Origin of the sequence: Nocardia sp. NPDC006982 (assembly GCF_042869435.1) — a bacterium.
In the GTDB taxonomy this organism is placed as follows: Bacteria; Actinomycetota; Actinomycetes; order Mycobacteriales; family Mycobacteriaceae; genus Nocardia.
In genome coordinates this window covers 13,218-39,303 of record NZ_JBIAFV010000023.1, presented here as the reverse complement: position 1 = coordinate 39,303, position 26,086 = coordinate 13,218, and the positions used below count along the sequence as shown (strand labels likewise).

The 26,086-nt window shown below is 66.8% G+C and carries 17 protein-coding genes; 6 read left to right on the top strand and 11 right to left on the bottom strand.

The window, feature by feature from the left end:
- Genes ACFYOW_RS44090 through ACFYOW_RS44080 form a run of 3 tightly spaced genes read right to left on the bottom strand, consistent with a single transcriptional unit; the run spans position 1 to position 3,365 of the window.
- The gene (locus ACFYOW_RS44090; RefSeq protein ID WP_387297163.1) at positions 1 to 927 is read right to left on the bottom strand and encodes an alpha/beta hydrolase; all 927 of its coding nucleotides are present in this window, start codon (positions 925 to 927) and stop codon (positions 1 to 3) included.
- Between the two features lie 27 nt (positions 928 to 954).
- Positions 955 to 1,812 carry an SDR family NAD(P)-dependent oxidoreductase gene (locus tag ACFYOW_RS44085; protein WP_387297242.1) on the bottom strand — a complete coding sequence of 286 codons (858 nt, stop codon included), beginning with the start codon at positions 1,810 to 1,812 and terminating at the stop codon, positions 955 to 957.
- A 23-nt stretch (positions 1,813 to 1,835) separates the two neighbouring features.
- Positions 1,836 to 3,365, bottom strand: coding sequence for a flavin-containing monooxygenase (locus ACFYOW_RS44080; protein WP_387297161.1), 1,530 nt, complete (start codon positions 3,363 to 3,365; stop codon positions 1,836 to 1,838).
- A 68-nt stretch (positions 3,366 to 3,433) separates the two neighbouring features.
- Here ACFYOW_RS44080 and ACFYOW_RS44075 point away from each other — a divergent pair, with 68 nt between their 5' ends.
- Both ACFYOW_RS44075 and ACFYOW_RS44070 read left to right on the top strand, forming a co-directional pair.
- Positions 3,434 to 4,069 (top strand): TetR/AcrR family transcriptional regulator, encoded by a 636-nt coding sequence (locus ACFYOW_RS44075; protein ID WP_387297159.1) that lies wholly within the window; start codon positions 3,434 to 3,436, stop codon positions 4,067 to 4,069.
- A 30-nt stretch (positions 4,070 to 4,099) separates the two neighbouring features.
- A complete protein-coding gene (locus ACFYOW_RS44070) occupies positions 4,100 to 5,737 on the top strand; it encodes an alkaline phosphatase D family protein (RefSeq protein ID WP_387297157.1) in 1,638 nt (545 codons plus the stop codon).
- An 80-nt stretch (positions 5,738 to 5,817) separates the two neighbouring features.
- Here the strand turns inward: ACFYOW_RS44070 and ACFYOW_RS44065 are convergent, their stop codons facing one another.
- The 6 genes from ACFYOW_RS44065 to ACFYOW_RS44040 form a co-directional block, all read right to left on the bottom strand.
- Entirely contained in the window at positions 5,818 to 9,591 is a 3,774-nt protein-coding gene (locus tag ACFYOW_RS44065) for a multifunctional oxoglutarate decarboxylase/oxoglutarate dehydrogenase thiamine pyrophosphate-binding subunit/dihydrolipoyllysine-residue succinyltransferase subunit (protein WP_387297155.1), read from the bottom strand.
- A 97-nt stretch (positions 9,592 to 9,688) separates the two neighbouring features.
- Positions 9,689 to 13,444, bottom strand: coding sequence for an ABC transporter ATP-binding protein (locus ACFYOW_RS44060; RefSeq protein ID WP_387297240.1), 3,756 nt, complete (start codon positions 13,442 to 13,444; stop codon positions 9,689 to 9,691).
- Between the two features lie 350 nt (positions 13,445 to 13,794).
- On the bottom strand, positions 13,795 to 14,577 hold the full coding sequence (locus ACFYOW_RS44055) for an ABC transporter permease (RefSeq protein WP_387297153.1): 783 nt from the start codon (positions 14,575 to 14,577) through the stop codon (positions 13,795 to 13,797).
- On the bottom strand, positions 14,574 to 15,548 hold the full coding sequence (locus ACFYOW_RS44050; protein ID WP_387297151.1) for an ABC transporter ATP-binding protein: 975 nt from the start codon (positions 15,546 to 15,548) through the stop codon (positions 14,574 to 14,576). The genes ACFYOW_RS44055 and ACFYOW_RS44050 overlap by 4 nt, the downstream gene beginning before the upstream one ends.
- The gene (locus ACFYOW_RS44045; protein WP_387297149.1) at positions 15,545 to 16,276 is read right to left on the bottom strand and encodes a hypothetical protein; all 732 of its coding nucleotides are present in this window, start codon (positions 16,274 to 16,276) and stop codon (positions 15,545 to 15,547) included. Before ACFYOW_RS44045 ends, ACFYOW_RS44050 begins: the two co-directional genes overlap by 4 nt.
- 155 nt (positions 16,277 to 16,431) lie before the next feature.
- Entirely contained in the window at positions 16,432 to 17,457 is a 1,026-nt protein-coding gene (locus ACFYOW_RS44040; RefSeq protein ID WP_387297147.1) for a glutathione S-transferase family protein, read from the bottom strand.
- 38 nt (positions 17,458 to 17,495) lie between these two features.
- Between ACFYOW_RS44040 and ACFYOW_RS44035 the strand changes: the two genes are divergently transcribed.
- Both ACFYOW_RS44035 and ACFYOW_RS44030 read left to right on the top strand, forming a co-directional pair.
- Positions 17,496 to 18,323 carry an enoyl-CoA hydratase/isomerase family protein gene (locus tag ACFYOW_RS44035; RefSeq protein ID WP_387297145.1) on the top strand — a complete coding sequence of 276 codons (828 nt, stop codon included), beginning with the start codon at positions 17,496 to 17,498 and terminating at the stop codon, positions 18,321 to 18,323.
- A gap of 95 nt (positions 18,324 to 18,418) precedes the next feature.
- The gene (locus ACFYOW_RS44030; protein WP_387297143.1) at positions 18,419 to 19,687 is read left to right on the top strand and encodes a class I adenylate-forming enzyme family protein; all 1,269 of its coding nucleotides are present in this window, start codon (positions 18,419 to 18,421) and stop codon (positions 19,685 to 19,687) included.
- Between the two features lies 1 nt (position 19,688).
- On the opposite strand, the gene ACFYOW_RS44025 is transcribed toward ACFYOW_RS44030, so the two are convergent.
- Entirely contained in the window at positions 19,689 to 20,435 is a 747-nt protein-coding gene (locus ACFYOW_RS44025) for a tyrosine-protein phosphatase (RefSeq protein ID WP_387297141.1), read from the bottom strand.
- Between the two features lie 419 nt (positions 20,436 to 20,854).
- On the opposite strand from ACFYOW_RS44025, the gene ACFYOW_RS44020 reads away from it, so the two are divergent.
- Together ACFYOW_RS44020 and ACFYOW_RS44015 are read left to right on the top strand one after the other, a co-directional pair.
- Positions 20,855 to 21,334, top strand: a complete 480-nt coding sequence (locus ACFYOW_RS44020; protein WP_387297139.1) for a TetR family transcriptional regulator — start codon at positions 20,855 to 20,857, stop codon at positions 21,332 to 21,334.
- Positions 21,335 to 21,373: 39 nt separating this feature from the next.
- A complete protein-coding gene (locus tag ACFYOW_RS44015; protein ID WP_387297137.1) occupies positions 21,374 to 22,561 on the top strand; it encodes an amino acid deaminase/aldolase in 1,188 nt (395 codons plus the stop codon).
- A gap of 120 nt (positions 22,562 to 22,681) precedes the next feature.
- Here ACFYOW_RS44015 and ACFYOW_RS44010 read toward each other — a convergent pair whose 3' ends face one another.
- Positions 22,682 to 26,074: an AAA domain-containing protein gene (locus tag ACFYOW_RS44010; RefSeq protein WP_387297238.1), complete on the bottom strand. Its 3,393-nt coding sequence runs from the start codon at positions 26,072 to 26,074 to the stop codon at positions 22,682 to 22,684.
- Between the last annotated feature and the right edge of the window lie 12 nt (positions 26,075 to 26,086).

The following is a 26,086-nucleotide window of genomic DNA, read 5'->3' as shown; positions in this document are numbered from 1 at the left end:
CTATCCTAAGTCTCGGATCGAGACCGGTTGGACGGCTTCTCCCAGGAAATCCGCCAGTTCGGTCAGTGCCGCGGCCGCGGGACCGACGAGCGCGGCCTGCAGCTGCGCGACGTGCCATAGCCCCTTGCTCTCAGTAAACCGGACATGGACGCCTGCTGCCCGTAGTGCCGTCACGAATTCGACACATTGCGCATGCAGCAGTTCGCTGACATCGACCTGTACATACGTCGGCGGCAAACCGCGCAGTTCACCGTGCAGCGGTGCGTAGCCGGTGTCCTTGCCGTCCCCGTCGCCGAGATACGCCGCGGCGCATGCGCGCGACCACGGCCGATTGATCACCAGATCGCGGAACTTGTCCGGGACCTGATTCGGATCCACCCACGGCGCGATCAGGCCCAGCGCCGCCGGGGTGTAGCCGTGTTCGGCGATGAGCCGCTGCGCGGTGGCCAGCGACAGCCCGCCGCCCGCCGAATCACCTGACAGCGCAATCTGTTCGGGGCGGTAGCCGATATTGCCGACCAGTTCCAGGAAGGCCGATTCGGCGTCCTCGAGTCCGGCCGGGAACGGGTGCTCCGGCGCCAATCGGTAGTTGAGAACATAGACGGTGCAACCGGTTTCGTGCGCCAACCGGGCGGCCAGTGAACGGTGCGTCGTCGGCGATCCGATCGCATAGCCGCCGCCGTGCAGGTACAGCACCGCGCCGGCGTTCAGGTTCGGCCTGGCCGAACCCGCGGTGATTCGTTCCGCGGGTCGCCCGCCGAGCCGGAGCCGGTGCACGGTCGTGCCCGATGGCAAAAACTGTGCGCGCGAACCGATATCGAGCAGCAATCGCTGCATCTGCCAGGGCAGTCGCGCGTTGAGTGAGACCCGGAAAATCGGACTCAGCAGCGCTCGCGCGACGGGTAGCGGAATGTTGATGTCACGCATAGGTTTTCCTCGATTCCCCGCGCTGGTTCAGGGTAGGAACGGACGGTTCACCGCCGCTGCGATGCGCTGGTAGCCAGAGGCGGTGACCCGGACGAACAGGTCGAGCACCTTGGCCTCCCAGCCGATCAGCACGCGACCGTGTCCCTTGCGAACGCCCTCGGTAATGGTCTGCGCGGCCATTTCCGGGGTGTGAATGGCCAGCTTCTTGTCGAACAGCGATGCGGCGCCCTGGCTGTCGATGCCCTCGGCATAGGTGGCATTGCGGGCGACGGCGGTCTTGATGCCGCCGGGATGCACACAGGTCACCTTGACCGGATGCTTGCCGACAAACATCTCCTGGCGCAGCGATTCGGTGAACCCGCGCACCGCGAATTTGGCTGCGTTATAAGCACTCTGGCCCGGGACCGCGATGAGGCCGAACAGGCTGGAGACATTGACGACGTGGCCGTCGCCGGATTCGATCAGCAGTGGCAGGAAGGCCTTGGTGCCGTTGACGACGCCCCAGAAGTCGACGTCCATGATGCGCTCGATGTCCTTGAACTCCGAGCGGATCACCTCGCCGTGGTAGGCGATGCCCGCGTTGTTGTAGATCTGGTGCACCTTGCCGAAGTGCGCCTGCACGGCGTCGGCGTACAGCAGTACCGCTTCGCGCTCGGTCACATTCAGCCGATCGGATTTGATTTCGGCTCCGTACACCTCGCAGCGGCGCACCGTCTCGGCCAGGCCATCGGTATCGATATCGGAGAGCGCGAGTTTGGCGCCGCGCCTGGCCAGGTTCTCCGCGAGGGCGCGGCCGATGCCGGAACCCGCCCCCGTGATCACACAGACCTTGCCCTTGAAGTAAGCATCATTGCGCCCACCCGTCGCCCGACCACCACCCCCCACGGAATCGCTTCGCGATGCTGCATTCACTGTGCCACCACTTTCAGATCGTCTCGGGAGGTTTCGACGCTAGTCGTCTCATAGGCGGAGACGTCGAAATTCTTTGTAATCCTGCGGAATTCGAAGGTGAAATCCGGCCAGAGCGTGGTGTTGTTGCCGTGCTTGTCCAGGTACCAGCTGGCGCAGCCGCCGGTACTCCACACGCTTTTCACCAGTTTGCCCTGCAGGTTCTTGTTGTAGGTGTCCTGCACCGCGCGCTTCACCTCGACGGTGCGCAGGCCGAGGCGATCGACGGTGGCGAGAGCATCGGCGATGTAGTTGATCTGGGATTCGATCATGTACACCATCGAGGTGTGGCCGAGGCCGACGTTCGGGCCGAGCAGGAAGAACATATTGGGGAAGTTGGCGACGGCCGAACCCTTGTAACCCTGCTGGCCGATTTCGTCGAATACCTCGGCCAGGGTGCGACCGTCCTTGCCCGAGATGGCGTTGTAGGTCGGCGAATCCGTGACGTGGAAGCCGGTCGCGACTATGAGTGCGTCGATTTCGCGCTCGGTGCCGTCCTTGGTGACGATGGAATTCGCGCGCACCTCGGCGATGCCGTCGGTGACCACGTCGACGTTCGGGCGGCTCAGCGCCGGGTAGTAGTCGTTGGAGATCAGCATGCGCTTGCAGCCGATCCGGAAGTTCGGAGTGACCTTCTTGCGCAGCTCCGGATCGCGGATCTCCAGCTGCAGCTTGGCCTTGGCGATCAGCTCGAAGGCCTGCATCAGTGCCGGAACCTTGGCGAGGCCGACGACCTGGGTTTCACGCGCGGCGTAGATGGCGGCGCGGGATAGTCGCTGGAAGCCCGGGATGTGCCGGAAGGCGAGACGCTCCGGCAGCGTGTACGGGCGGTCCATGCGGGGCAGCAGCCACGGCGCGGTGCGCTGGTAGACGTCCAGGTGCGCGACTTTCGGGGCGATGGACGGCACGATCTGGATGGCCGAGGCGCCGGTGCCGATGATGGCGACGCGCTTGCCGGTCAGATCGGCGTCGTGGTTCCAGCGGGCGGAGTGGAAGATCGCGCCCTCGAAACCGTTGATGCCCTTGATATCCGGGAGCGCGGGCTCGCACAGCGCGCCGACGGCGGACACCACGGTCTCGGCGGTGAAGCTGCCCTTGGTCGATTCGATATGCCACAGGTTGGTGGCGTTGTTCCAACGGGCCGCGGTCACATCGCAGTTGAACAGGTGCTTGTCGAGCACGTTGTACTCGCGCGCGACGCCCTGGATGTACTGCTGGATCTCGCCCTGCTTGGAGAACGAGCGCGACCAGTTCGGGTTCAGCGCGAACGAGTACGAGTACAGGTGCGACGGCACATCGCAGGCCGCGCCCGGGTAGGTGTTGTCGCGCCAGGTGCCGCCGACATCGCTGCCGCGTTCCAGTACGAGGTAATCGTTGCGGCCCTGCTTGCTCAACTGGATTGCCAGGCCCAGACCAGCGAAACCGCTGCCGATGATGATGGTCTTGACGTGGCGGTTGCCGACAGCTTTGTCTGTAACCTTGCGACTCATATAATGCAGACTACGGCGCTATTGAGCATGAGTCAACAGTATTGAGCAGCGTTCAGTAAGATGGGCCCGTGAGTAGTCGAGGCACCGGAGAAACTGTCAAGCGCACCCGGCTCAGCCCGGACGAGCGCCGTCTACAACTGATCACCCTGGGCGCGAAGATGCTCGGGGACCGCGCCATCGAAGACATCTCGATCACCGAAATCGCTGGGGAAGCCGGGATCTCCCGCGGCCTGCTGTTCCACTACTTTCCGACCAAACAGGACTTCCAACTGGCGATAGTTCGCCATGCCAATGCCGAGCTGCTGGAGCACGTCGAACCCGACCGCACCCTCGGGGTATTCGAGATGCTGCGCGATTCGATCGAGCGCTACATCGAGTACGTCGGCGAGAACCGCAATTCGTACGTATCGCTGCTGCGCGGCCCGGCGAGTGTGAGCGCCGAGGTGCTCCCGCTCGTCGACCAGACCCGCAACGTCATCATCGACATCATCCTGACCGAAGTGCCCGTCGACATTCCCGACACCGACCGCCCCCGCCTCACCCTCGCCATGCGCGGCTGGATCGCCTTCGTAGAGGAAACCACCCTCACCTGGCTGCGCCACGAAACCATCACCCGCGAACAACTGGTCGACCTCCTGGTCGAATCCCTACTGGCCCTGGCCCTTTCGCTGAACCCGGCACTGGCCGCTGCGCTTCGCGGCTGACAGCACTTCGAGCGGCGGATATCCTGACGTATGGGTCTGTCTCGTCGGCAGCTGTTCAGGGTGGGGACGGCTGGATCGGTCGCGGTGTTGGTGGGGGCGTCGGCGGCGAGCAGTGGGCGGTTTCGGGCGCCGCGGTGGTTGGGGGATCCGTTCACGTTGGGGGTGGCCTCGGGGGACCCGCTGCCGGATGGGGTGGTGTTGTGGACGCGGTTGGCGCCGGATCCATTGGCGCCGGACGGGCTCGGGGGGATGGCGCAGCATCCGGTGACCGTCGATTACGAGGTGGCGCACGACGAGCAGTTCCAGGACATGGTGGCGCGGGGGAGTGCGGTCGCCACGCGAGAGCTCGCCCATACCGTGCATCCGGAGGTCGGGGGACTCGAGCCGAATCGCTGGTACTTCTATCGATTCCGCGCGGGCTCGGCGATTTCGCCGATCGGTCGCACCCGAACGGCTCCACCGACCGGACAGCCCACTGCGCGAATGCGATTCGCGTTCGCGTCCTGTCAATCGTGGACCTCCGGCTATTACACCGCCTATACGCATATGAGCGCCGAAGACCTCGATCTCGTGGTGCACCTCGGGGATTACATCTACGAACGCGGCTGGAACCGTGGCCGTGCGGGGATGTCGGTGGAGCCCTATCTGGCCGCCGAAGCCGTCGATCTCCCCGGCTATCGGCTGCGCTACGCCCAAGCCAAGGCCGAACAACCGCTGCGCGCCGCGCACGCGGCCTTCCCGTGGCTGGTCACCATGGACGACCACGAGATCGACAACAACTGGTTCGCCGACCATCCCGGCCTCGGCCTCGACATCTACCGCATCCCCGCACTGTTCCGCCGCCGCAAAGCCGCCGCCTTCCAAGCGATGTACGAACATCAGCCACTGCGCATCGCGGCCCTCCCGTCCGGCCCGACCATGCGCATTCATCGCCGCTACACCTTCGGCGACCTAGCCGATATCACCATGCTCGACACCCGCCAATACCGCACCGGCGGAGCATGCGGCAACGGCAATATCGGCGACGACTGCCCCGGCCGACTGTCGACCGATCGCTCGATTCTGGGTGCACCACAACGCGATTGGCTGCTCGACGGCCTCACCCGCTCCACCGCACGCTGGCAGATCCTCGGCAATCAGGTGGCCATGGCCAAATCCGACTACGACCCCGGCCCCGGGACCAATTTCGGCACCGATGCCTGGGACGCCTACGTTGCCGACCGCAACACCGTCCTCGCCACCGCCGCCGCCCGCGATATCCACAACCTCGTCGTCATCACCGGCGACCGCCACCACAACTACGCCGCCGACCTCCGCCCCGACTACACCACGCCTGAATCCCCGGTCGTAGCAGCCGAATTCACCGGCACCTCGATAACAACCGGTGGCGACGGCACCGACATGAACCCCACCGGCCGCAACCTGCTGGCCGCCAATCCCGACATGAAATTCTTCAACTCCCAACGCGGATACGTCCGAGTCCACCTCGATCACACTCTGTGGCACACCGACTTCCGCACCGTTCCCTACATTCGCCGCCCCGGCGCCCCCATCCGAACCCGAGCGAGCTTCGTGGTACAAGACCGAATCCCAGGCGTCACCCCAGCTTCGCGCCCCGACCCCGACCCGGCCGCCGGCAGCGCTGGGGCGCCACCTGCCCCACGGTAATAACTGGCCACCACGAGCAACGCCGGACCGAATCACTCTGGGGGAGAGTGGATTCGGCCCGGCGTCGGGTCAGCGGGAAACTACGCGGTCGGCTCGAAGGCCTCGGCGACGATTTCGGCTTGCTCCACGGCATGCACCTTGGACGAACCCGAGGAGGGGGCCGACATGGCGCGGCGGGAGATGCGGCGGAGTTTGGTGAAGCGCTCCGGGAGGAGTTCCGGGAGGTTCAGGCCGAAGAAGGGCCAGGCGCCCTGGTTGGCCGGTTCCTCCTGGACCCAGGCGATATCCGTCGCATTCGGGTAACCAGCCAGCGCCTCGTTGAGGCGGAACTTGGGCAGCGGGTAGAGCTGTTCGATGCGGACGATCGCCACGTCTTCGCGCTTCTGCTTGACCTTTTCGGCGACCAGCTCGTAGTAGAGCTTGCCGCTGGTGAGCAGGACGCGCTTGACCTTGCTGCGGTCGCCGACGCCCTGCTCATAGGTGGGCTCGTCGAACACCGAGCGGAACTTCGATTCGGTGAAGTCCTTCAGGTCCGAGACCACAGCCTTGTTGCGCAGCATCGACTTCGGGGTGAAGACGATCAGCGGACGGCGGATGCCGTCGAGTGCGTGGCGGCGCAGCAGGTGGAAGTAGTTCGCCGGGGTGGATGGCACGGCGACCGTCATCGAGCCCTCGGCGCACAACTGCAGGAAGCGCTCGATACGACCGGAGGTGTGGTCCGGGCCCTGACCCTCGTGACCGTGCGGCAGCAGCAGCACGACCTCCGACAGCTGACCCCACTTGGCCTCACCGGAGGAGATGAACTCGTCGATGATGGACTGCGCGCCGTTGACGAAGTCACCGAACTGCGCTTCCCACAACACCAGTGCGTCCGGGTTGCCCAGCGAGTAGCCGTATTCGAAGCCGACGGCGGCGTATTCGCTCAGCGCCGAGTCGTGCACCGCGAACCAACCCGGGTTGGAACTGCCGATGTTGTGCAGCGGGGTGTATTCCTCGGCCGTCTTGCGGTCGATGATCACCGAATGGCGTTGGGTGAAGGTACCGCGGCGCGAGTCCTGACCGGTCAGGCGCACCGCGCGACCCTCGTCGATCAGCGTGCCGAAGGCCAGCAACTCGGCAAAGGCCCAGTCGACCTTGCCCTCGTACGCCATTTCGCGCCGCTTCTCCAGCACCGGCTTGACGCGCGGGTGCACGTTGAAGCCCTCGGGGACACCGAGGAAGGCGTCGCCGATGCGCTGCAGCACGGTCTTGTCCACGGCGGTCACGACGGTCGCAGGCACCTGCTGGTCGTCCTCGACCGATTCGCTCGGCTCCGGGACGTACTTCTCCAGCTCGCGAACCTCGTTGAAGACCCGCTCCAGCTGACCCTGGTAGTCACGCAGCGCGTCCTCGGCCTCTTTCAGCGAGATGTCGCCACGGCCGATCAGGCTCTCGGTGTAGGCCTTGCGCACCGAGCGCTTGGTGTCGATGACGTCGTACATGTACGGCTGGGTCATCGACGGGTCGTCGCCCTCGTTATGGCCGCGACGCCGGTAGCAGATCATGTCGATCACGACGTCCTTGCGGAACTTCTGGCGGAAGTCGACCGCCAGACGCGCCACCCAGTCGCAGGCCTCCGGGTCGTCACCGTTCACGTGGAAGATCGGCGCGCCGATGAACTTCGCGATATCGGTGGAGTATTCGGTGGAGCGGCTGTTCTCCGGTGCGGTGGTGAAGCCGATCTGGTTGTTCACCACGATGTGGATGGTGCCGCCGACGCGGTAACCGCGCAGCCCCGACAGGTTCAGCGTCTCCGCGACCACACCCTGACCCGCGAATGCGGCATCGCCGTGCAGCATCAGCGGCATGACGGAGAAGCCCTCCGGCCCGTCGCCCTTGTCCAAAAGGTCTTGCTTCGCGCGTACCAGACCCTCGAGCACCGGGTCGACCGCCTCGAGGTGCGAGGGGTTGGCGGTCAGCGAGACCTCGATCTCGTTGTCGCCGAACATCTGCAGGTAGGTGCCGCGCGCGCCGAGGTGGTACTTCACGTCGCCGGAGCCGTGGGTGGCGGCCGGGTTCATGTTGCCTTCGAACTCGGTGAAGATCTTCGAGTACGGCTTGCCGACGATATTGGCGAGCACGTTGAGGCGACCGCGGTGCGGCATACCGATGACGACCTCGTCGAGCGAATGCTCGGCGCACTGGTCGATGGTGGCGTCCATCATCGGGATGACGGCTTCGGCGCCCTCGAGCGAGAAGCGCTTCTGCCCGACGTATTTGGTCTGCAGGAAGGTTTCGAAGGCCTCGGCCGCGTTCAACCGGTTCAGGATGTACTTCTGCTGTGCGACAGTCGGCTTGACGTGCTTCTGCTCGACCCGCTCCTGAATCCACTGCAGCTGCTCGGTTTCCAGGATGTGGGTGTACTCCACACCGACGTGGCGGCAGTAGGCATCGCGCAGCACCGAGAGCACATCGCGCAGCTTCATCCGCTCCTGGCCGTGGAAGCCCGCGACATCGAAGGTGCGGTCCAGGTCCCACAGGGTGAGGCCGTGCTGGGTGACATCGAGGTCAGGGTGGCTGCGGAACTTGTCCTTGACCAGCCGCAGCGGGTCGGTGTCGGCCATCAGGTGGCCGCGGTTGCGGTAGGCCGCGATCATCTCGAGCACGCGGGTGCTCTTGTCGACGCCGCGTTCCTTGACGTCCTTGCGCCAGCGCACCGGCTCGTAGGGCACGCCGAGGCCGTGGAAGATCTCGTCGTAGAACTCGTCGCTGATCAGCAGGTTGTGGATGGTCCGCAGGAAGTCGCCGGACTCCGCGCCCTGAATGATGCGGTGGTCGTAGGTCGAGGTCAGGGTCATCAGTTTGCCGACGCCGAGCTCGTTGATGCGCTCGTCGCTCATGCCCTGGAATTCGGCGGGGTACTCCATCGCGCCCGCGCCGATGATCGCACCCTGGCCCGGCATCAGCCGCGGCACCGAGTGCACGGTGCCGATGGTGCCCGGGTTGGTCAGCGAGATGGTGACGCCGGTGAAGTCGTCGATGCCGAGTTTGCCGTCGCGGGCGCGGCGCACGATGTCCTCATAGGCGGTGTGGAACTGCCCGAAGGTCATGGCCTCGCAGCCCTTGATGGCCGCGACGACCAGCGAGCGGCTGCCGTCCTTGCCCGCCAAGTCGATGGCGAGACCGAGGTTGGTGTGTGCCGGAGTGACCGCGTTCGGCTTGCCGTCGATTTCGGCGAAGTGCCGGTTCAGGTTCGGGAACGACTTGACCGCCTGCACGATCGCATAGCCGAGCAGGTGGGTGAAGGAGATCTTGCCGCCGCGGGTGCGGGCCAGGTGGTTGTTGATGACCAGGCGGTTGTCGATCATCAGCTTCGCCGGAATGGCGCGCACGCTGGTCGCGGTCGGGATGGCCAGCGACGCGGACATGTTCTTGACCACGGCGGCGGCCGGGCCGCGCAGGACCTTCGCCTCGTCGGTCGCGGTGTCGGCAGCCTTCGGCGCGCCGGAAGTGGGCGCGGCGTTCGAGGTCGGCGCGGGAGTCGTCTGCGGCGCGCGGGTGGTGGGCTTCGCGGGCGCGGGAGGCTTGGGTGCGGGCGCGGGCGCTGCCGGAGCGGGGGCCGCAGCGGCGGGGGCCGCGTTCACCGGCGCGGGGGCTGGTGCCGGGGTGGCCACCTGCGCGGGCGCGGCCGCGGGCGCGGCGCTGCTGTTACCGGAATCACCCGGGACTTCGGGCGTGTAATCGGCGAGGAACTCGTGCCAACTCTCATCGACGGAAGATGGATCCTGTTTGTACTTTTGATACATCTCATCGACTAGCCACTGGTTCTGTCCGAACTGGGAAGTTGAGCTGCTCACAGCAGGTGTTCGCCTCATTTCGTTCTTCGCGCTGCGACGTTTGTGACGTGCCCGGCACGGGGATCAGCGGATGCGCGCCGATGCGCCCTCTGTCGAGGATAGGCCCAGCAGCAAATCAGTGAATCGACTGACCACCGGACAACCCCGATCCCAAAGATGACGACCCGTCCTCACCCGAGAATATTCCCCCCGTTTCGCTGGCCGCCGCCCAGAGCTGGGCATAGCGGCCGCCCGCCGCAACCAATGTGTCGTGCGGCCCGATTTCGGCGATTCGTCCGCGTTCCACGACGGCGATCCGATCGGCTCGCGCGGCGGTGCCCAGTCGGTGCGCCACGACGACGGTGGTCCGGCCGCGCGTCAGCGATCGGCTCGCTACCAGCACCGATGCCTCGGTCTCCGGATCGAGGGTGGCGGTGGCCTCGTCGAGCAGCAGCAGATCCGGACGGACCAGTTCGGCCCTGGCGAGTGCGATCAGTTGGCGTTGGCCCGCCGAGAGGCCCCGACCGCGCTCGCCGATCGGATGACGCATGCCCCGCGGTAGCGCGGCGATCATGTCGGCCGCACCGACCGCCGTGGCGGCCGCCGCGATCTCCGCTTCGGTCGCGGAAGGTTTCCCGAATGCAATGTTGCTGGCGACGTCGCCGGTGAAGAGGTGAGCTTCCTGGGGGACGATGCCGAGCCGGGCGCGGTAGTCGGTGAGGCGGTAGTCGCGAATGTCGATGTTGTCGACGGCGATCACCCCCGGGGCGTCGCTGGGCAGATCGTAGAGGCGGGCCAGCAACTTGACGATGGTCGATTTGCCCGCGCCGGTCGGTCCGACCAAAGCCAGCGTGGATCCGGCCGGAATCCGCAGTGACACTCCGTCGAGGGCCGGCTTCTCGGTGCTCGGATAGTGGAATCGGATGTCGTCGAGGACGACCTCGCCGCGCAGTCCGTGGTCGATCGCGATCGCGTCCGGTGGATCGGCGGCGATCGAGGACGGGGTGCGCAACAGGTCGCCGATGCGGCGCAGGCCGACGCGCGCCTGCTGGTAGCCGTCGAAAACCTGGGACAACTGCAGGATCGGGCCGAAGAGCAGCTGCAGGTAGAGCACGAAGGCGATGAGTGTGCCCGCGGTCGTGGTGTTCTCGGCGACTTCGCGCGCGCCGAAGTACACGACCGCGGCCAGCGCCAGATCCGCCCAGGCGATGACGAAGGCGAAGTACATGGCGATCGCGCGCTGGGCGCGCATTCGGCTGGCGCGGTAGCGATCGGAATATTCGGCGAAGCGGCGGGCAGCGACCGGCTCGTGCCGGTTGGCCTGGACGGCGCGTAGACCGGCGACGTTTTCCTGGAAATCGGCGTTGACGGTCGAGACGTTTTCGCGCGAGACGGTGTAGGCAGTGGAGGAGACGCGGCGGAACAGCGCCGTGGCCACCAGCAGCGGCGGCAGCGCGATCAGCACCACCGCGGCCAGCGAGGCATCGATGACCAATAGCGCCACCGCGATACCGACCAGGGTGAGTGCGCCGATCAGGGTGGTCGCGACGCCGGTTTGCAGGAACGTCGAGAGTGCGTCCACATCGGTGGTCATCCGGGTCATGATGCGACCGGACAGCTCGCGCTCGTAGTAGTCCAATCCCAGCCGTTGCAGATGGGCGTAGCTGCGCACGCGGAGCCCGTAGAGGACGCGTTCGCCGCTGCGGGCGGTGAGGACGGTGGTCGCCGCGCCGACCGCGAGACCGAGCACCACCAACACCGCGCCGAGCACTCCGGCCCGGGCTAGTGCGCCTGAATCATGGCCGCTCACACCGGAATCGATGGCATAGCGGACGATCGGCGGGAAGGCGACGCCGATGAGGGTGTCCAGTGCGAGCAGGGTGATTACGGTCAGAACCAGCCAGCGCACCGGACGCAACAGGCGAGCGAGTCGGAATCCGGGATCGGGCCGGCGCAACTGTTCGTCGTCCAGGTCGGGTTGTTCGGTGGCCGGTGGCAGGCGCTCGATGGTGCGGCGCAGTTCCGGGGTTTCGCTGAGATCGGCGGCTGCGCCGGAGAATCCGCCCGGGCCGCTTGTCGGTGTGGTGGTGCGGGCGAAACTGGTAGTAGCGCGTCCGGGGCCGCCAGCGGTGGCCCGTCCGGGATTGGTAGCTGTGGTGCCCCTGGAATCGGTGGCCGTGGTGCGCCCGGAACCGGCTGCCGCCGGAATGTCGGCGATTGTGGCTTCATCGGTGGCATATGAGACCGGCCCGGGGAGCCGGATCACTCGATCCGCGTGGGCCAGTGTGGATTCTCTATGCGCCAGGATCAGTGTGGTGCGTCCGCCCGCATCGGGCAGTTTCTCGAAGATGGCCGCCTCGGTCACGGCGTCGACCGCGGAGGTCGCGTCATCGAGCACCAGTATCCGTGGCCGCGCCAGTAGTGTTCTGGCCAACGCGATTCGCTGCCGCTGTCCGCCGGAGAGCGTCAATCCGCGTTCGCCGACCACGGTGTCGTAGCCGTCGGTGAGTTCGGTGATGAACTCGTCGGCCGCGGCAAGCTTTGCCGCATAGCGGATTTCGGCATCGGTGGCCGCCGGTCGACCGAGCGCGATATTCGCGGCGATGGTGTCGCTGAACAGGAACGGGTCGTCGAACACCACCCCGACCGCGCTGCGTAAATCGGACGCGCGCAGGTCGGCGATATCCACCTGCTCAGTGGTTTCCGCGGATCCGAACAGGCGGATCGTGCCGGATTCCGGAGCGTAGAAGCGGGGAAGAAGCAGTGACAGCGTTGACTTTCCAGAGCCTGCGGGCCCGATGATGGCAACAGTTTCGCCGGGCCGCACGGTCAGATCGAGGTCACGCAGGATGGGCTGCGCGGGCTCGAATCCGAACGTCAGCGAATCGATTTCGATACCCAGGGGCCCATCGGGGAGCTCGGCGGGTGCGGGCGGGTCGGCGATTTCGGGGGCGGCGTCGATGACCTGGTAGACGCGCTCAGCGGCGGCCCTGGTCAGCTGGGCCATGATCACCACCGACGACATGGTGCGGGTGGTGACGGTCATGGTGGTGACGTATGCGGAGAAGGCGAGAAAGGTGCCGATACCGATGACGCCGTGCAGGGCGAGCAGCCCACCGACAACGATCACCGCGACCAGTCCGGCTTGCGGAATCGTGGTCACCACGGGGGCGAAGCGCGCATTGATCTTGGCGGCGCGCATGCGCTCGGCGTAGAGAACGCGCCCGTGCTCCTCCAGCACCCGCACCATCCTGGCTTCCTGCCCGAAGCCCTTGACCACCCGCACACCGGTGACGGTCTCTTCGACATGTTGGGCGACCTCGGCGGCTCGCTGCTGCGCCGACCATGTCGCCGCGTACAGGCGGGGCCGCATCCGATACACCAGCACCGCGATTGCCGGAACCACCAGCAATGCGACGGCGGCCAGCGGCGGCGACAGCCACACCATCACCGCGGCGGCCAGCAGGAACTCCAGCAATGCCAACCCGGACAGCGGCGTCATCGCCAAAAGGCCCTGCACCAACTGCAGATCCGTGATCGAACGCGACACCACCTGTCCGGTGCGCAGCGCGTCCTGCCCGGCGCCGTCCAGCCGCTGCAGCGAGGCGAGCAGGTTGACACGCAGCGAGTGCTGCACGTCGAGGGAAAGCCGTCCGGCCAACATGCGGCGTCCGAAGGCTGCGGAGAAGCGGCCGAATGCGACAAGGGCGAGCAGGGCCGCGATGGTGCCGATGACGGAGGTGTCACCGACTCCGGCCGCATCGACGGCGCGCTTGGTCAGCAGTGGCGCGGAGATCTCGACCAGTGCTCCGGCCGCCAATGCGATCGCGATGCCCGTGACCGTTCCCCGGTGGCCCCAACACTCGGCCCACAATCTGCGCATCCAACCCATATCGCGCTCGGTCACTCCGCTGCTCACCCCGTCTTGTCGTGCTGGTACCGACGGTAATGACACGTCTCGCCCTTGTGTTGTTCCCTGCCGGTGGCGCATGTTGTCCCGCACCGACTTCTCGGGGTCTGCTGGTCCGGGGAGGGCTTGGCGGTCTGTGGTTTGCCTTTGGCAGTGCTGGGCACGTCGAGTGTCGTACCCGGCTTACCTCCCGCACTTGTGTACGCAGGCCCGCAGTCCCAGCGCAGTCGACGGGCTGTGGTTGCGTTCTCGAGAGCTTGTCCAGCGTAGTTAGTTGGTGGTTGGTGGTGGGGTTTTGGGCCGCCATTTGACTGCGCTCGGCGGTCGGGGAATCAGATGTCGCGGGTGCGGAGTAGCCACCAGGCACCGCCCGCAGTGGCGATGGTCCAGAGAATGAGGACCACCAGGGCAGCGGGGGTGGGGGCCAAGAAGTCGCTGTCTTTGAAGGAACCGACGGCGACGGTGCTGACGGTGGCGGAGCCGGGCAGGACGGTGACCACTCCGGCGAAACCGATCGCCTTGGCCACGACCCAGATCAGCGGTTCGATGATCACCAGCCAGCCGAGCATCGCCACGACCGCCGTGGTGGAGGTGCGCAGCAGCAGGCCAAGGCCGGCGCCGATCAGGGACCAGCAGACCGCGGCGAGCAGCCCGCCGCCGAGGACGGCTAGTAAGCGCACCCCGAAGTCGAATTTGCCGCGGCCGAAACCGAGCAGGCAGGCGAAGGCGATGAGTTCGACGACGAAGGTCGCTGCCAGGGCGAAGCCCGCGGTGACGAGGAACTTCGCGGCGACGAGCCGGTCCCGGTCGGAGGTGAACAGGGCGGTGGTCGGCATTGTGGCGTAACGGTATTCGGCTCCCGCACCGGCCGCGCCGAAGGCGCCCGCCAGCGCGATCGCGACCGCGAGACCGATATAGAGCCCGATGGTCGCCGCGCCCGTGGCCGGATTGGATTTCGGATCGGCGGGTCCGGCGAGCAGTACGGTCACCGTGCTCGCGACGAGGGCGACCGCCGGAATCAGCGCGGCCAGGATTCTGCTGGCGCGCAGCGTGCTGACCTTGCGGACCTCGGAGTTGACGGCCGGAACGAGATCCGGTGGCAGAACGGCGATCATCGTGTAATCCCGTAGGGGGCCGGTTGCTGCGGTGCGATCCCGGCATAGGGGGCGGGCTGGGGTGGGCGGGCCGGTTTGACCAACGAGGCGAGCACTCGGTCGGGATGGATCTGGTCGGCGGCGATATTGTCCACGCGCACACCGGCCGCCGTCGCCGCCGCGCGGATCTGCGCTTCGGTCGCTTCGGCGACGGCGAGGCGTCCGTCGGGGCGGATCACCGCATCGGTGAAGCCCTGTGCGGCCAACATGGTCGCGAGTGCGATCGGGGTCGATGCGGCGACGACCAGTCGATCGGGGTGTCCGCGCCGCAGCCGGGCGGGGGTGCCCTGATAGACCACCGAGCCCTCGCTCACGACAATGATGTTGTCCGCCATCGGAATCACGTTCGCGAGGCTTTCGCTGGACAACAGGGCCGAGCCACCGCGACGGGTGTGCCGCCGCAGGACGTCGGCCAGCCAGGCGCGTTCCGCCGCGTCGAGACCGGCCAAGGGCTCGTCGAGAATCAGCAGCTGCGGGTCGCCCAGCAGCGCGGTCGCCAAGGCCAGCCGGGTCTGCGATCCGTCCGACAGCTCGCCCGCCCGTGTTTTCGCCAACTCACCGAGGCCGACCAGCTGGATCACCTCGTCGACCCGCGCGGCCTCCACTCCCGCGGCCGCCGCATACACCAGCAGATGATCACGTGCGGTTCGAGCCGGATGCAGCCCACGTGGCTGCAACATGGCGCCGACGACAACCGCGGATCCGTCGCGCCGCCGCGAGCCCGGCCCGCCGACCGCGGCGGTTCCCGAGGTCGGCTGGTGTAGACCGAGCAGGATCCGCAGGATCGTCGACTTACCCGCGCCCGCCGGACCCACCAGGGCGGCGGTGGTACCGGACGGCACGGTGAAGCTCACGTTTTCGACCGCGGTGACCAGGTCGTAGCGCTTGGTCAGGCCGCGGACGGAGAAGGCGAGCGGTCGGCCCGCGCTCATCGTGGCGTGGTCGGCGGTTGCGGCTTGACCGGATCCAACGCCGGCAGCGGGTCGGCGTCGATGACGAGCTGCCGATCGGCGGGCCAGGTCACCGGCGCGGGTCCGAATGCCTTGCGCGCGTTGCCGATCGTGGTCTTACCGAGCGCCCGATTGCCGACGCTGCCGATCACCGCCCCGATACCGGCGGGCACCACCTTGCCCGCCATCAACGCGGCCCGCTTGGTGATGAAGCGGATGATGAATCGCTTGAGCAGCGAATCGTTCATGCTCGACAGGCCGGGAATCCTATTGGCGAACAGCGTGCCCCAGTTCTTCGCCGAATGACCAACCGTCTTCTCGACGATCTCCATCCCGCTCTCACCGAGCACGACCGCGAGCACCAGCGCCCGCCGCGTCTCTTTGTCCTCGGGGGAGATGCCGTGCACGGCCGCGACGGCCAGCGTGAACACCGCGGACGCCTCCATGAAGAAGGTCGTCTCGGCACTGACCGCCGCGAGCGCCGCGATGGTGCCGACTCCCGGCACCGCGGCGGTCGCGCCGACCGCACCGCCACTGCCGGTGACCGCGAGCAGGTACTGGTGCTCCAGCCGCTCGATGATCTGCGCGGGGTTCTCCGAGGGATGCGAACGCCGCAGCCGGTCCACGTACTTGGCGACCGCGGGCGCCTGCAGGCGGGACCCGGTATCGAGTAGCTGGACCACCGTCTTCTCGAACGTGCCTTTGAACACGGCGATATCCTCCTCTTCCGCCCGTACGCCAACGACCTTATTGCACCGGCCGCCATCAACTCGTCATGACAACGATGTACCCGGTCGGCCGGGTTCCCGATGGGGGATGGCAGCCGGCGGAGCCGGCGGGGTGGGTGTGCCCTGTGTCGGTTCGATCACGCCGGTTCGCGCAGGGCGGGGACCCTTTCCGTGAGCGGTGGCGGTGGCGGCGGGGTGCCGTCGCCGAATGGCCTGCCGCCCAGCGCTTCTCGGCCATGCGGGGTCAGCCAGTTGGTCAGCTCCGGCCCCTTGGGCACGATCTGGGTCGGGTTGATATCGCCGTGCACCGCGTAGTAGTGCGTCTTGATCTGCCCGAAATCGATGGTGTCTCCGAACCCGGGTGTCTGGTAGAGATCGCGCACATAGGCCCAGAGCACCGGCATTTCGCTCAGCTTGCTGCGGTTGGTCTTGAAATGGCCGTGATAGACCGGATCGAAGCGGACCAACGTGGTGAACAGCCGTACATCGGCCTCCGTGATGGTGTCGCCCACCAGGTAGCGCTGGGTGGCGAGCCGTTCGGACAGCCAGTCCAACCGGCCGAACAGCCGATCGTAGGCCGCCTCGTACGCGTCCTGCGTTCCGGCGAATCCGCACCGGTAGACGCCGTTGTTGACATCACGGAAGACGGCCAGGTTCACCTCGTCGATCTCGGCGCGCAACTCCTGCGGATACAGCGCCGGGGCGCCGGGGCGATGGAATTCGGTCCACTCGCCGGAGAAGTCGAGGGTGATCTGCGCGTAGTCATTGGTCACCACCTGCCCGGTGGGGACGTCCACGATCGCGGGCACGGTGATGCCGCGCGGATACTCCGGGAACCGCGCGAGGTAGGCGTCCCGCAACCGGGGGATGCCGAGTACCGGATCTACCCCACCGGGATCCAGATCGAAGGTCCAGCTGAGCTTGTCGTGCGTCGGCCCGCACAGCCCGAGCGAGATGACGTCTTCCAACCCGAGCAACCTGCGCACGATCAGCGTGCGGTTGGCCCATGGACAGGCCCGCGCCGCGATCAGCCGATAGCGGCCCGACTCGACCGGATACCCGTCGCGTCCGTCGGCAGTAATGCGTGTGGTGATGTAATTCGTGTCCCGGTTGAACTCACCGGGCTCGACGTAGGAGCCGTTTTCCGATACCGACTTGGTCACCCGCCTAGTCTGGCAGATCGACGCCTTACTCTTGCCGGATGAGTGATACGAAGGCCACCAGGCTGACCCGGGAAATCACCGACGCCGGCGCCGAGGTCGCGACCCTCACCCTGGCCAATCCGCCGCTGAACCTATTCGACCAGTCGATGCTCGACGCGCTCGTCGAGGATCTCGCCGAGCTGTCGGCCGATCCGCCGCGCGCGGTGCTGCTGCGGGCCGAGGGCAAGGTGGTCTCCGGTGGTGTCGACGTGCACATCTTCGACGGGCTCCTCTCACCCACTCCGTCGGCTGCCATCCCCCCAGCGGTCGACCAGGGCGCCGCGCTGTGGCGCACCCTGTTCGCGCAGATCATCCATCCGCTGGAGGCGCTGCCGTGTCCGGTGGTCTTCGCCGCGCACGGCCTGACTCTGACCGCCGCCTTCGAAATGGCCCTGGCTTGCGACATCATCCTGGCCGCGCCGAAGGCGAAATTCGGGCTGGTGGAGACGGTCGTCGGCCTTACGCCGTCGATGGGCGGGCCACAGCGACTGGCCGAGCGCGCCGGTTCGGGCCGCGCCCGCGAGTTCGTGATGACCGGTGACCTCTACGACGCCGCGACCATGGTCGAATGGGGCGTGGTCAACGCCATCCACGACGATGTCGATGCCGCCGCGAAGGACTTGACGAATCGCCTGGCCCAGGGTCCGACCCGGGCGCATGCCGCGACCAAGCAGATCATCGAGGCGTGGCGATCCGGCGGTGTGGCGCACGCGGATTCGGTGACGCCGGAGGTGTCCGGTGCGCTGTTCGACACGGCGGATCTGCGCGGCGCGGTGCGCAGCTTCCTGGAGGTCGGCCCCGGGAAGGCGACCTACACCGGTCGGTGACAGCCGGGACACGTTCACCGTCTATGCCAGCGAAAATGTGACTCGCGTCATATAGTCGCAAGAGCCTGCAGGCTCGAGGCGTGTGCGGAGGACCCATGTCGCAGTTCCTGGTCGAATATCCACTCAACCGTCCGCATGCTTGCGACGCCCCGCTGGCTCGCGGCGCCGACGGGGTGCTGCGCTACGGCAATCTCACCCCTGCGCTGACCGAACTATTGGATCTGCAGGTGCACGCCTTCTCGACCAGGGAGGCGGTCGTGGAGATCGGCGGCCCCCGGCTGAGTTATCGGGAACTGTGGCACTCCGCATCCCGTATCGCGGGCGGTCTGCAGGAACACGGCATCGGCTACGGCGACCGGGTCGCCATCCACATGCCGACGGGCGCGCGCTGGGTACAGGCCTTCTTCGGGGCGCTGCTCAGCGGCGCGGTCCCAGTGCTGGTGCACGACGGACTGCCCGATGCGGTGGCCGAGCGGGTGATGGCCGACAGTAGTACCGATTTCGTACTCGGCAGCGGCAGCGACGAACTGCCCGACGGCGCCGCCTTCATCGATGACGGTGCGGCCCTGAATGATCTGGCACTGCTCTGCTATACCAGCGGCACCGGGCCGTGTCCGGTCAACGCCACGGTCGCGCCCAAGGGCGTCGAGCTGACCAACGAAAATCTGCTTTCGGCGATCCGCTCCGTAGTCGCGGCACTTGATCTGCCGACCGATGGACTGCGCAATCTGGTGCTGTTGCCGCTGGCGCATGCGAGCGGCTGTGTGGACCAGCTGCTGCCGACTTTCGCGGTCGGCGGCACCGTCGTACTCGCGCCGGAGAGTCGCAGCCTCGCGGAAACCATTGTCTCCGAACGGATCGATATGGTTTCCGCGACACCGCGCATCTTCGCCCGCCTGCTGCCCGAACTCGCGGTGCTGCGCACCGAGGGATTGTGTACCGAGGGCATCGTCCGGGTCAGCAATGCGGGGCATCGCGGCGAACGTGCCGCCGCTCCCACCGATCCCGCGGACCTGGCCGCCCCCTTGCGGGATATGTTCCCGGCCGCGCGGCGGTGGTCGGTCTGGGGCGCGACCGAAACCAGCGGCATCGGCCTGGTCGTCGACGACGACACCGATACCGCGCCCGGCGCGGATCCGGTGCTCGGATTCCCCTTCGGCGGTACCGAATTGGCGCTCTGGGGGCCGCAGGCGCAGACCGGACACGGCGAATTGCTGTGTCGCGGACCGAATGTCACCCACCGCTACTGGAACGATCCGGAGACCACCGCGGACCGCTTCACCGGAAGTTGGTTCCACACCGGCGATCAGGTCAGCATCGACGCCGACGGTCTGGTCCGACGCGAGCGGGCGCAGGCGGGGTGACTCACTCGAGCATGCGCTCGCGCAATCGCGCGCGCAGGTCGGCGGTGAATCCGATGGCGGTCAGGTAGGTCTCGAAATCACCGTGGCTTTCGTGCACCGTATCCGTCGCGATGCGCAGATAGTCCTCGCGTACGCCGAGGATATCGATGGAAAGTTCGGCTCCCGCAGTGAGTTTCGGTGCCATCATGGCGCGCAGCGCGGGGACGGCGTCATTGCTGGCCATGAAGTCGGCGAGCACATCGGCCTCGCCGACCGTGACCGCGCGCAGCAGAGTCGCGATCGCCCACCCGGTGCGGTCCTTGCCCGCAGCGCAATGCACCAGCACCGCGCCGTCGCCGTTGGCGATCGTCTCGGCGATGGCGATGATCGCGGCATTGGCCTCGGGCCTGGACGGGAAGTCGCGGTAGACCTCGAGCATGTGTGGGAAGGCGGCGTCGGTCTGCGCATCGTGCGGCGGCGCCTCGGCCATCCGGGAGTCGAACGGTGTGACATTCAGTCGCACGCCCTCGGGCAGATTGTCGTGGCCGATGTGCTCGATCTCGCGCGGCCCGCGCAGGTCGAAGACATCGGTGACGCCGAGTTCGCGCAGGATCGCGTGTCCGGGCAGGTCGAGGCCGCTCAGCTGGGCCGAGCGCAACAGCACGCCGGGGCGGATCCGCGCACCGTCGAGGGTGCGCAGACTGCCGACGTCGCGGAAGTTGAACGTGCCGGTCAGATAGAACTGGTCGGCCGATGGCGAGAGAGTCACCGGTCCAGGCTAGCTACCTCGTGGTGTCGGCACGGTGTCGATCGCGGAACCGTCGGCCGTCCAGTTTGCGAGGTATTGGTGTGGGATCCGCCACAGGATGCCGGAGCGGTACCGTTACGTACCGTAGTCTGGCCGATGGTCTATCTTGCGTGGGGCAGACGCGAGAGTGACGCCCTGGGAGGCGATTCCGGTGAACTCCGCTCGATCGCGGCCGGATTCCGTTTAGGTAACAAAACATTCTTCCAGTCTGGAAATACCCAACGAACCCGTTCTTAAACCCTGGAAACGCTCTACCATTGATGAATGTTGGACTGGGCATCCAGGAAATTCCCTGACGGGGGATTCGTGAGAGCCGCCTGTCATGTTCAGCGAGTCGCGCCGACGAGGGTGCGCGAGTTCTTTCCTCGAGGGAGTCGTCGTTGAGCGTACGTGGAGAAATAGCGGCGGTCAGGCTACGGCCGACCATCTGCGAGGCCGTCGAGAAGGCGGCCGCCTCGCTCGATTTCACCGGAGTGCGAGCGCTTCGGGTGCTGCTGCATGCCGGTGTGAGCGCGTACTGGCCGTTGGTCAAGGCGGCTCCGGCCAAGCAGGCCCGCAGGTACGAGGCGACCGCGCATCAGTTGGCCGAACGGTGGGAGGCGCAGACCGACTGTGTCGCCGACCCGCAGGTCGCGGCTCTGTTCCAAGAGATGGACTCCGAGGTCGCGAGCTTCTTGGATCTCTGCGCCGACCGTTCGGGCGCGCAGTGGTTGGAGCCGACGGATGCCATCGCGGCCTACGTGGTCTCGATGCTGCAGGGCACGGTGCTGCGCTGGCTCGCGGACTGCAATGACGAAACGATGCTGGTCGTGCTGGACGACCTGGTCAGCAGCCTGGCCTCCCGGGCCGCCGAAGTCTGATTCCCGCAATACTGGACGTTTGACCAGTTTGGTGGTTGAGTGGGTCCGGTGACCGACACGTCGCCGATTGTCGCACTGCATGCGGCCACGGCCGAGCTGGACCCGCCGCTGGCTGCCCTCGACCTGACCGCGCTGCGCGCCAACGCCGCTGACCTGGTCCGTCGTGCGGGCGGGGTGCCCATCCGAGTCGCGAGTAAATCGGTGCGCTGTCGCGCGGTGCTCGAAGAGGTGCTCGGCGCCGAGCTCACCGCGTCCGGCGGCTTCGCGGGCATCATGTCCTACTCATTGGCGGAGGCCATCTGGCTGGTCCGCCTCGGCGCACGCGACGTGCTGCTCGGCTATCCGACCGTCGACCGCGCGGCGCTCGCCGAACTCGGCATCGATGACACGCTGCGCCAATCCATTACGTTGATGGTCGATGATGTCGCGCAGTTGGACCTGATCCGTGCCGCGGTCGGCACCGATCTGGTGCGGCCCCGGATCTGCCTCGATGTGGACGCCTCACTGCGAATCGGACCGCTGCACCTGGGTGTTCGGCGCTCGCCGGTGCGTACTCCCGAACAGGCCGCCGCGCTCGCGCGCGCGGCCGCGAACCGTGGATTCGACGTAGTCGGCGTGATGACCTATGAGGCGCAGATCGCCGGACTGCCCGACTCCAATATCGCTGTGCGCCTGGTGAAGCGGGCCTCGGCGGCCGAAATCGGCAAGCGGCGCAGACAAGTTCTGGACGCGGTGCGCTCGGTGGTCGGCAAGCTGGAGATCGTCAACAGCGGTGGCTCCGGATCTGTCGAGGTCAGCGTCACCGATCCGGATGTCACCGAGGTGACCGCGGGCTCCGGGCTGTACGTGCCGACGCTGTTCGATCACTACCGCGCCTTCACCCCGCGCCCAGCGCTGTTCTTCGCCACATCGGTGCTGCGCAAGCCGACCCCGTCCATCGCAACGGTTTTCGCGGGCGGGTACATCGCCTCCGGACCGGCCGGGGCGGCGCGGGTGCCGAAGCCGACGTGGCCCACCGGCTTGAAGCTGCTCGGCACCGAGGGCGCGGGCGAAGTGCAGACGCCGCTCTCGGGAGCCGCCGAACTGCGGATCGGCGATCGAGTGTGGTTCCGGCATGCCAAGGCCGGGGAGTTGTGCGAGCGGTTCAACCACGTCCACTTGGTCGATGCGGCCGGCATGCGGACAACGGTGCCCACTTATCGCGGTGAGGGCAACTGCTTCGGCTGAGCCGGCTGCTAATTGCGAATTGCGCGTGACCGCAATTTCAAGATCGAATTCCACTAAAAGAACCAACCGGTTCGGACTGAATATTTCGGTCACAATCCGAGCAAATGCTGAAAGAAATATTCAGCTGAGTCGCAGGAATGTCGCCAGATCCGATAGATCGTCCGGCGTACTCGGCAGATATTCGGTGAGCAATGGTGACCGAATGATGACGGCCTTCCACATGGCCCGACACAGCGTCGCCTGAACCAGACTGCGCGACAGCAGGAATCGCATACCGTAGGGCGCGTCGGCGGGGCTGGACGTGGTCATCGACATGAGCACCACCGCCGCCTCCCGACCGCGGAATCGCTCAGCGGTGCCGACCAGCACATCCTCGATCTTGGCCCGGGCCAGCAGCGTTCGGATCAGTCCGACCTGGGCGCTGTAGGGCGCGACCACGAGGATGTCGTGCGGATGCAGCCGTCGCGTCATCGCACCGGTCATCCACGAGACCCCGAGCAGCGCGCGCACCCGGCGGACCACCTCACGGGCCTCGGCCACCGATTCGGTCGAATCGCCGCTGTGTGCCACCAGCACCGTCTCCACGCCGGGTTCGATGCCCTCCAACTGCCGCGCGAGCGTGACGGTTTCGTTGGAGCGCAGCCGGTTGTCGTAGTACAGCCGGGAGATCGGATCGCAGACACGCGGGTGCATCCGCCAGGTGCGGTCCAGGAAATAGCCGCGGTCGGCAGGCAGGGTGTCGCGGCCCTCGGTGAGCCATCCGAGCACGGATTCGTCGACCGGTTCCGGATGCGCGCTGCGCGCCGCCGAGGGCGCCGGATCGCCGACCAGCAGCAGCTTGCGCGCACTCACCGCGACGGCGACGGTATCGGCGAGTGGGAAGCGGCCCGCGTCGGCGATCACCAGCAGGTCGAGACTGTCGCCGGGCACCACCTCGTCATCGGCGAAATCGGCCGGTACACCGCCGACTACGCAGCCGTTGACCGCATTGTCCAGGAACCGCGGATAGCGCGTGCCGTCGATCACCGACCACTCCGGCGCCACCGCCTCGACATCCTTCTTGGCCAGCAGTTCCGGTAGCACGCCCATCGCGACGATCATGTCGAGCAGGCTCTCCACCGTCGAATGCGTCTGCGCGACAATGCCGACGCGCCACTTGTGCCGCGTGACCAGACGTTCGATCGCCCTGGCGACGGTGGAGGTCTTGCCGGTGCCCGACGGTCCCTGCACCGCGAGGTAGGAATCGTCGAGATCGCGCAGCGCGGCCGTGATGGCCGCCGCATGGTCACCGTGCACATCCGGTAGCCGCTCGGCACGCCGCAGGCGCGGGGGTCGGCGGGCGAGGATGTCGAAGACCGCGCCCGCCGGGATCTCCGGTAGCGCCATCAGCAGTTGCTGGGCGGCGTATTCGACCGCGGTCTCGATATTCTCGTCCCAGGCGGGCAGGCCGGGTGCGATCGCGGTCGGCAGCTCGTCGTAGGGTTCGCAGCCGTGCGGCAGCAGTTCCTCCAGCCGCACGGTGTCGTCGAAGTTCGCGTCCACCGAGCAGCCGAGCACGGTAGCGCTGGCGGTCGCGCGTCGGCCGACGGCGGTGATCATCCCGGCGGCGACCGGCTGATCGTAGAAGGTGTAAACGGTGGCGCCCGGCGTCAGCACCGAGCCGGTCGCGGCCCCGCCCGCGGTATCGCGGCCGCCCCAGCCGATGCCGATCCGTCCGGTCAGCGTGAGGTATCTGCGCATGGTCGGCTGGTGTGGGCTGCGATGCCATTTGGTGTCGACCGTGCCCCAATCGGCCACCAATACCCCTGGCGCATCGGCCCATTCGTCGACCGGATGACTGAGCCGGTCGGCATGCGCCCACCACAGCGGCTGCCGTTCGCGCCGGTGATAGCCGAGCGCCGCCGCCATCAATGCCGCGGGATGGCGTGGCTCGTCCTGTGCCGCCGCGAATTCCGCGAGTGCGGCCTCGATCGACGACGGCCGCGACGGTGGCAGCGGATCGGGCTCCTCCGGACTCGGCACCAGGCACCACGAACTCGCCTGATCCAGGAGCACCGCATCCGAGTCCACGCGCCGTTCGGCGACCCGATCCAGCAGCCAGTCGCGCAGCCGCAGCACGGTGACGCAATCGCGTTCCTGGCCTGCGGCATTCGGCAGTAGCCGCCGCAGTCGACTCAGCCGATAGGAGCGTTCCCCGATGAGCAGGGCATTGCGCACGATCGGATACAGATCGACGAGCACACCGGCATGCAGCAGATCCTCGACGATCTCCTCACCGACCCCGTACCGACCGGTCCACCGCAGCAGCGCCGAGCGCACGCCGGAGGTGTAGTGGTACACACGCATATCCGGATACATCCGCAACCTTTGCGCGACGAAGTCGAGCACCTCGTCCAAAGCGCGCCGCTGCCCGGCCTCCTCGTCGGCGATATCGGTCATCGCCCGATACGGTGCGCGCGCCGCGCCGAAAGGGGCACGGAAGGCCAGATGGACCGTGCCGTTGCCGCCCACCTCGATACCGAGCAGCCGACCCGATGAGTCCTCCTCGATGGTCAGTGCGAGATCCTCCGGCGAGGGTGGCGGCAACGCGCCCAGCGCGATCGCGTCGACCAGCGTGTGGGTCGGCCGACCGGAATCTTCTCGAGCCAGCTGGATTTCGGCTTGGCGATGCAATGCATTGAAGGTGCGCGGCGGGAGGCCGGGCACGGTCGCGGTGCTGCTCGCCAGCCGGTCGATGGTGCTCACCCCGGCCTCGCGCAATCTGGCCCGCGCAGTGCGCGACATACCGGCGACCAGCAGCAGGTCTCGTGCGGCCGAGATCGCGCTGGTGCAGGTCGGGCAGTGGCCGCAGGCGAGATAGCGCGGATCGCCCCACTGCACCGGCAGCAACTCGCTCAGTTTGTCTTCCAGGATCCGTTCCACCCGAGCGCGCCGAGCCAGATACACCGGCAGCAGATCGGTGAGCGCGAGGGTCTCGCTGTTCTCGACCAGGTACAACCGGACCAGGGGAGCGGTGAGCGCGCCGCTGCGGTCCAAAGCGTCGGCGCAGGCGGCGAGTTCGAGTGCCGCGGCGATCCGATCCGGTGGTCCCGCCGCGGTGCCGTGCACGGTATAGCGCACCCGATGACCGGCCCGAATCAGAAAATCGCTGGTACAGACGAATTTTCCGTCGAAGAAGGTGGCGCCGTGGATCACGTGCGCACCGGCCCGCAGTGCCGCGACCGTCTCGGCATTGGCGGCCCGCAGCGCGGCGATATAACTTTCGGGATCGGCCGCCGGATCGTGCGCGGCGCAATGGATCTCCACCATCCGACGGCCGAATCGATCACGGAAGTCCGCGAGCCTGCGTGCGCGCGCATCGTCGAATGCGCTGCGCTGCGTATGATCCGGCGCCACATCCGCCGTGTCCGCGATGGTGCCCAGTTCGGTATCGAGGGCACGCAGCAACTCGAATTCACACTGCGCCGCGCGCACCAGGTCGACGGCGGAACAGACGACACGATCACCGAACACGATCAAACGCGG

Excerpts from the sequence above, each read along its gene's own strand:
- ACFYOW_RS44030 (WP_387297143.1), top strand. The coding sequence starts at position 18,419 with ATGTCGCAGTTCCTGGTCGAATATCCACTCAACCGTCCGCATGCTTGC.
- ACFYOW_RS44070 (WP_387297157.1), top strand. The coding sequence starts at position 4,100 with ATGGGTCTGTCTCGTCGGCAGCTGTTCAGGGTGGGGACGGCTGGATCG.
- ACFYOW_RS44035 (WP_387297145.1), top strand. The coding sequence starts at position 17,496 with ATGAGTGATACGAAGGCCACCAGGCTGACCCGGGAAATCACCGACGCC.
- ACFYOW_RS44080 (WP_387297161.1), bottom strand. The coding sequence starts at position 3,365 with ATGAGTCGCAAGGTTACAGACAAAGCTGTCGGCAACCGCCACGTCAAG.
- ACFYOW_RS44055 (WP_387297153.1), bottom strand. The coding sequence starts at position 14,577 with ATGATCGCCGTTCTGCCACCGGATCTCGTTCCGGCCGTCAACTCCGAG.
- ACFYOW_RS44060 (WP_387297240.1), bottom strand. The coding sequence starts at position 13,444 with ATGGGTTGGATGCGCAGATTGTGGGCCGAGTGTTGGGGCCACCGGGGA.
- ACFYOW_RS44065 (WP_387297155.1), bottom strand. The coding sequence starts at position 9,591 with ATGAGGCGAACACCTGCTGTGAGCAGCTCAACTTCCCAGTTCGGACAG.
- ACFYOW_RS44050 (WP_387297151.1), bottom strand. The coding sequence starts at position 15,548 with ATGAGCGCGGGCCGACCGCTCGCCTTCTCCGTCCGCGGCCTGACCAAG.
- ACFYOW_RS44090 (WP_387297163.1), bottom strand. The coding sequence starts at position 927 with ATGCGTGACATCAACATTCCGCTACCCGTCGCGCGAGCGCTGCTGAGT.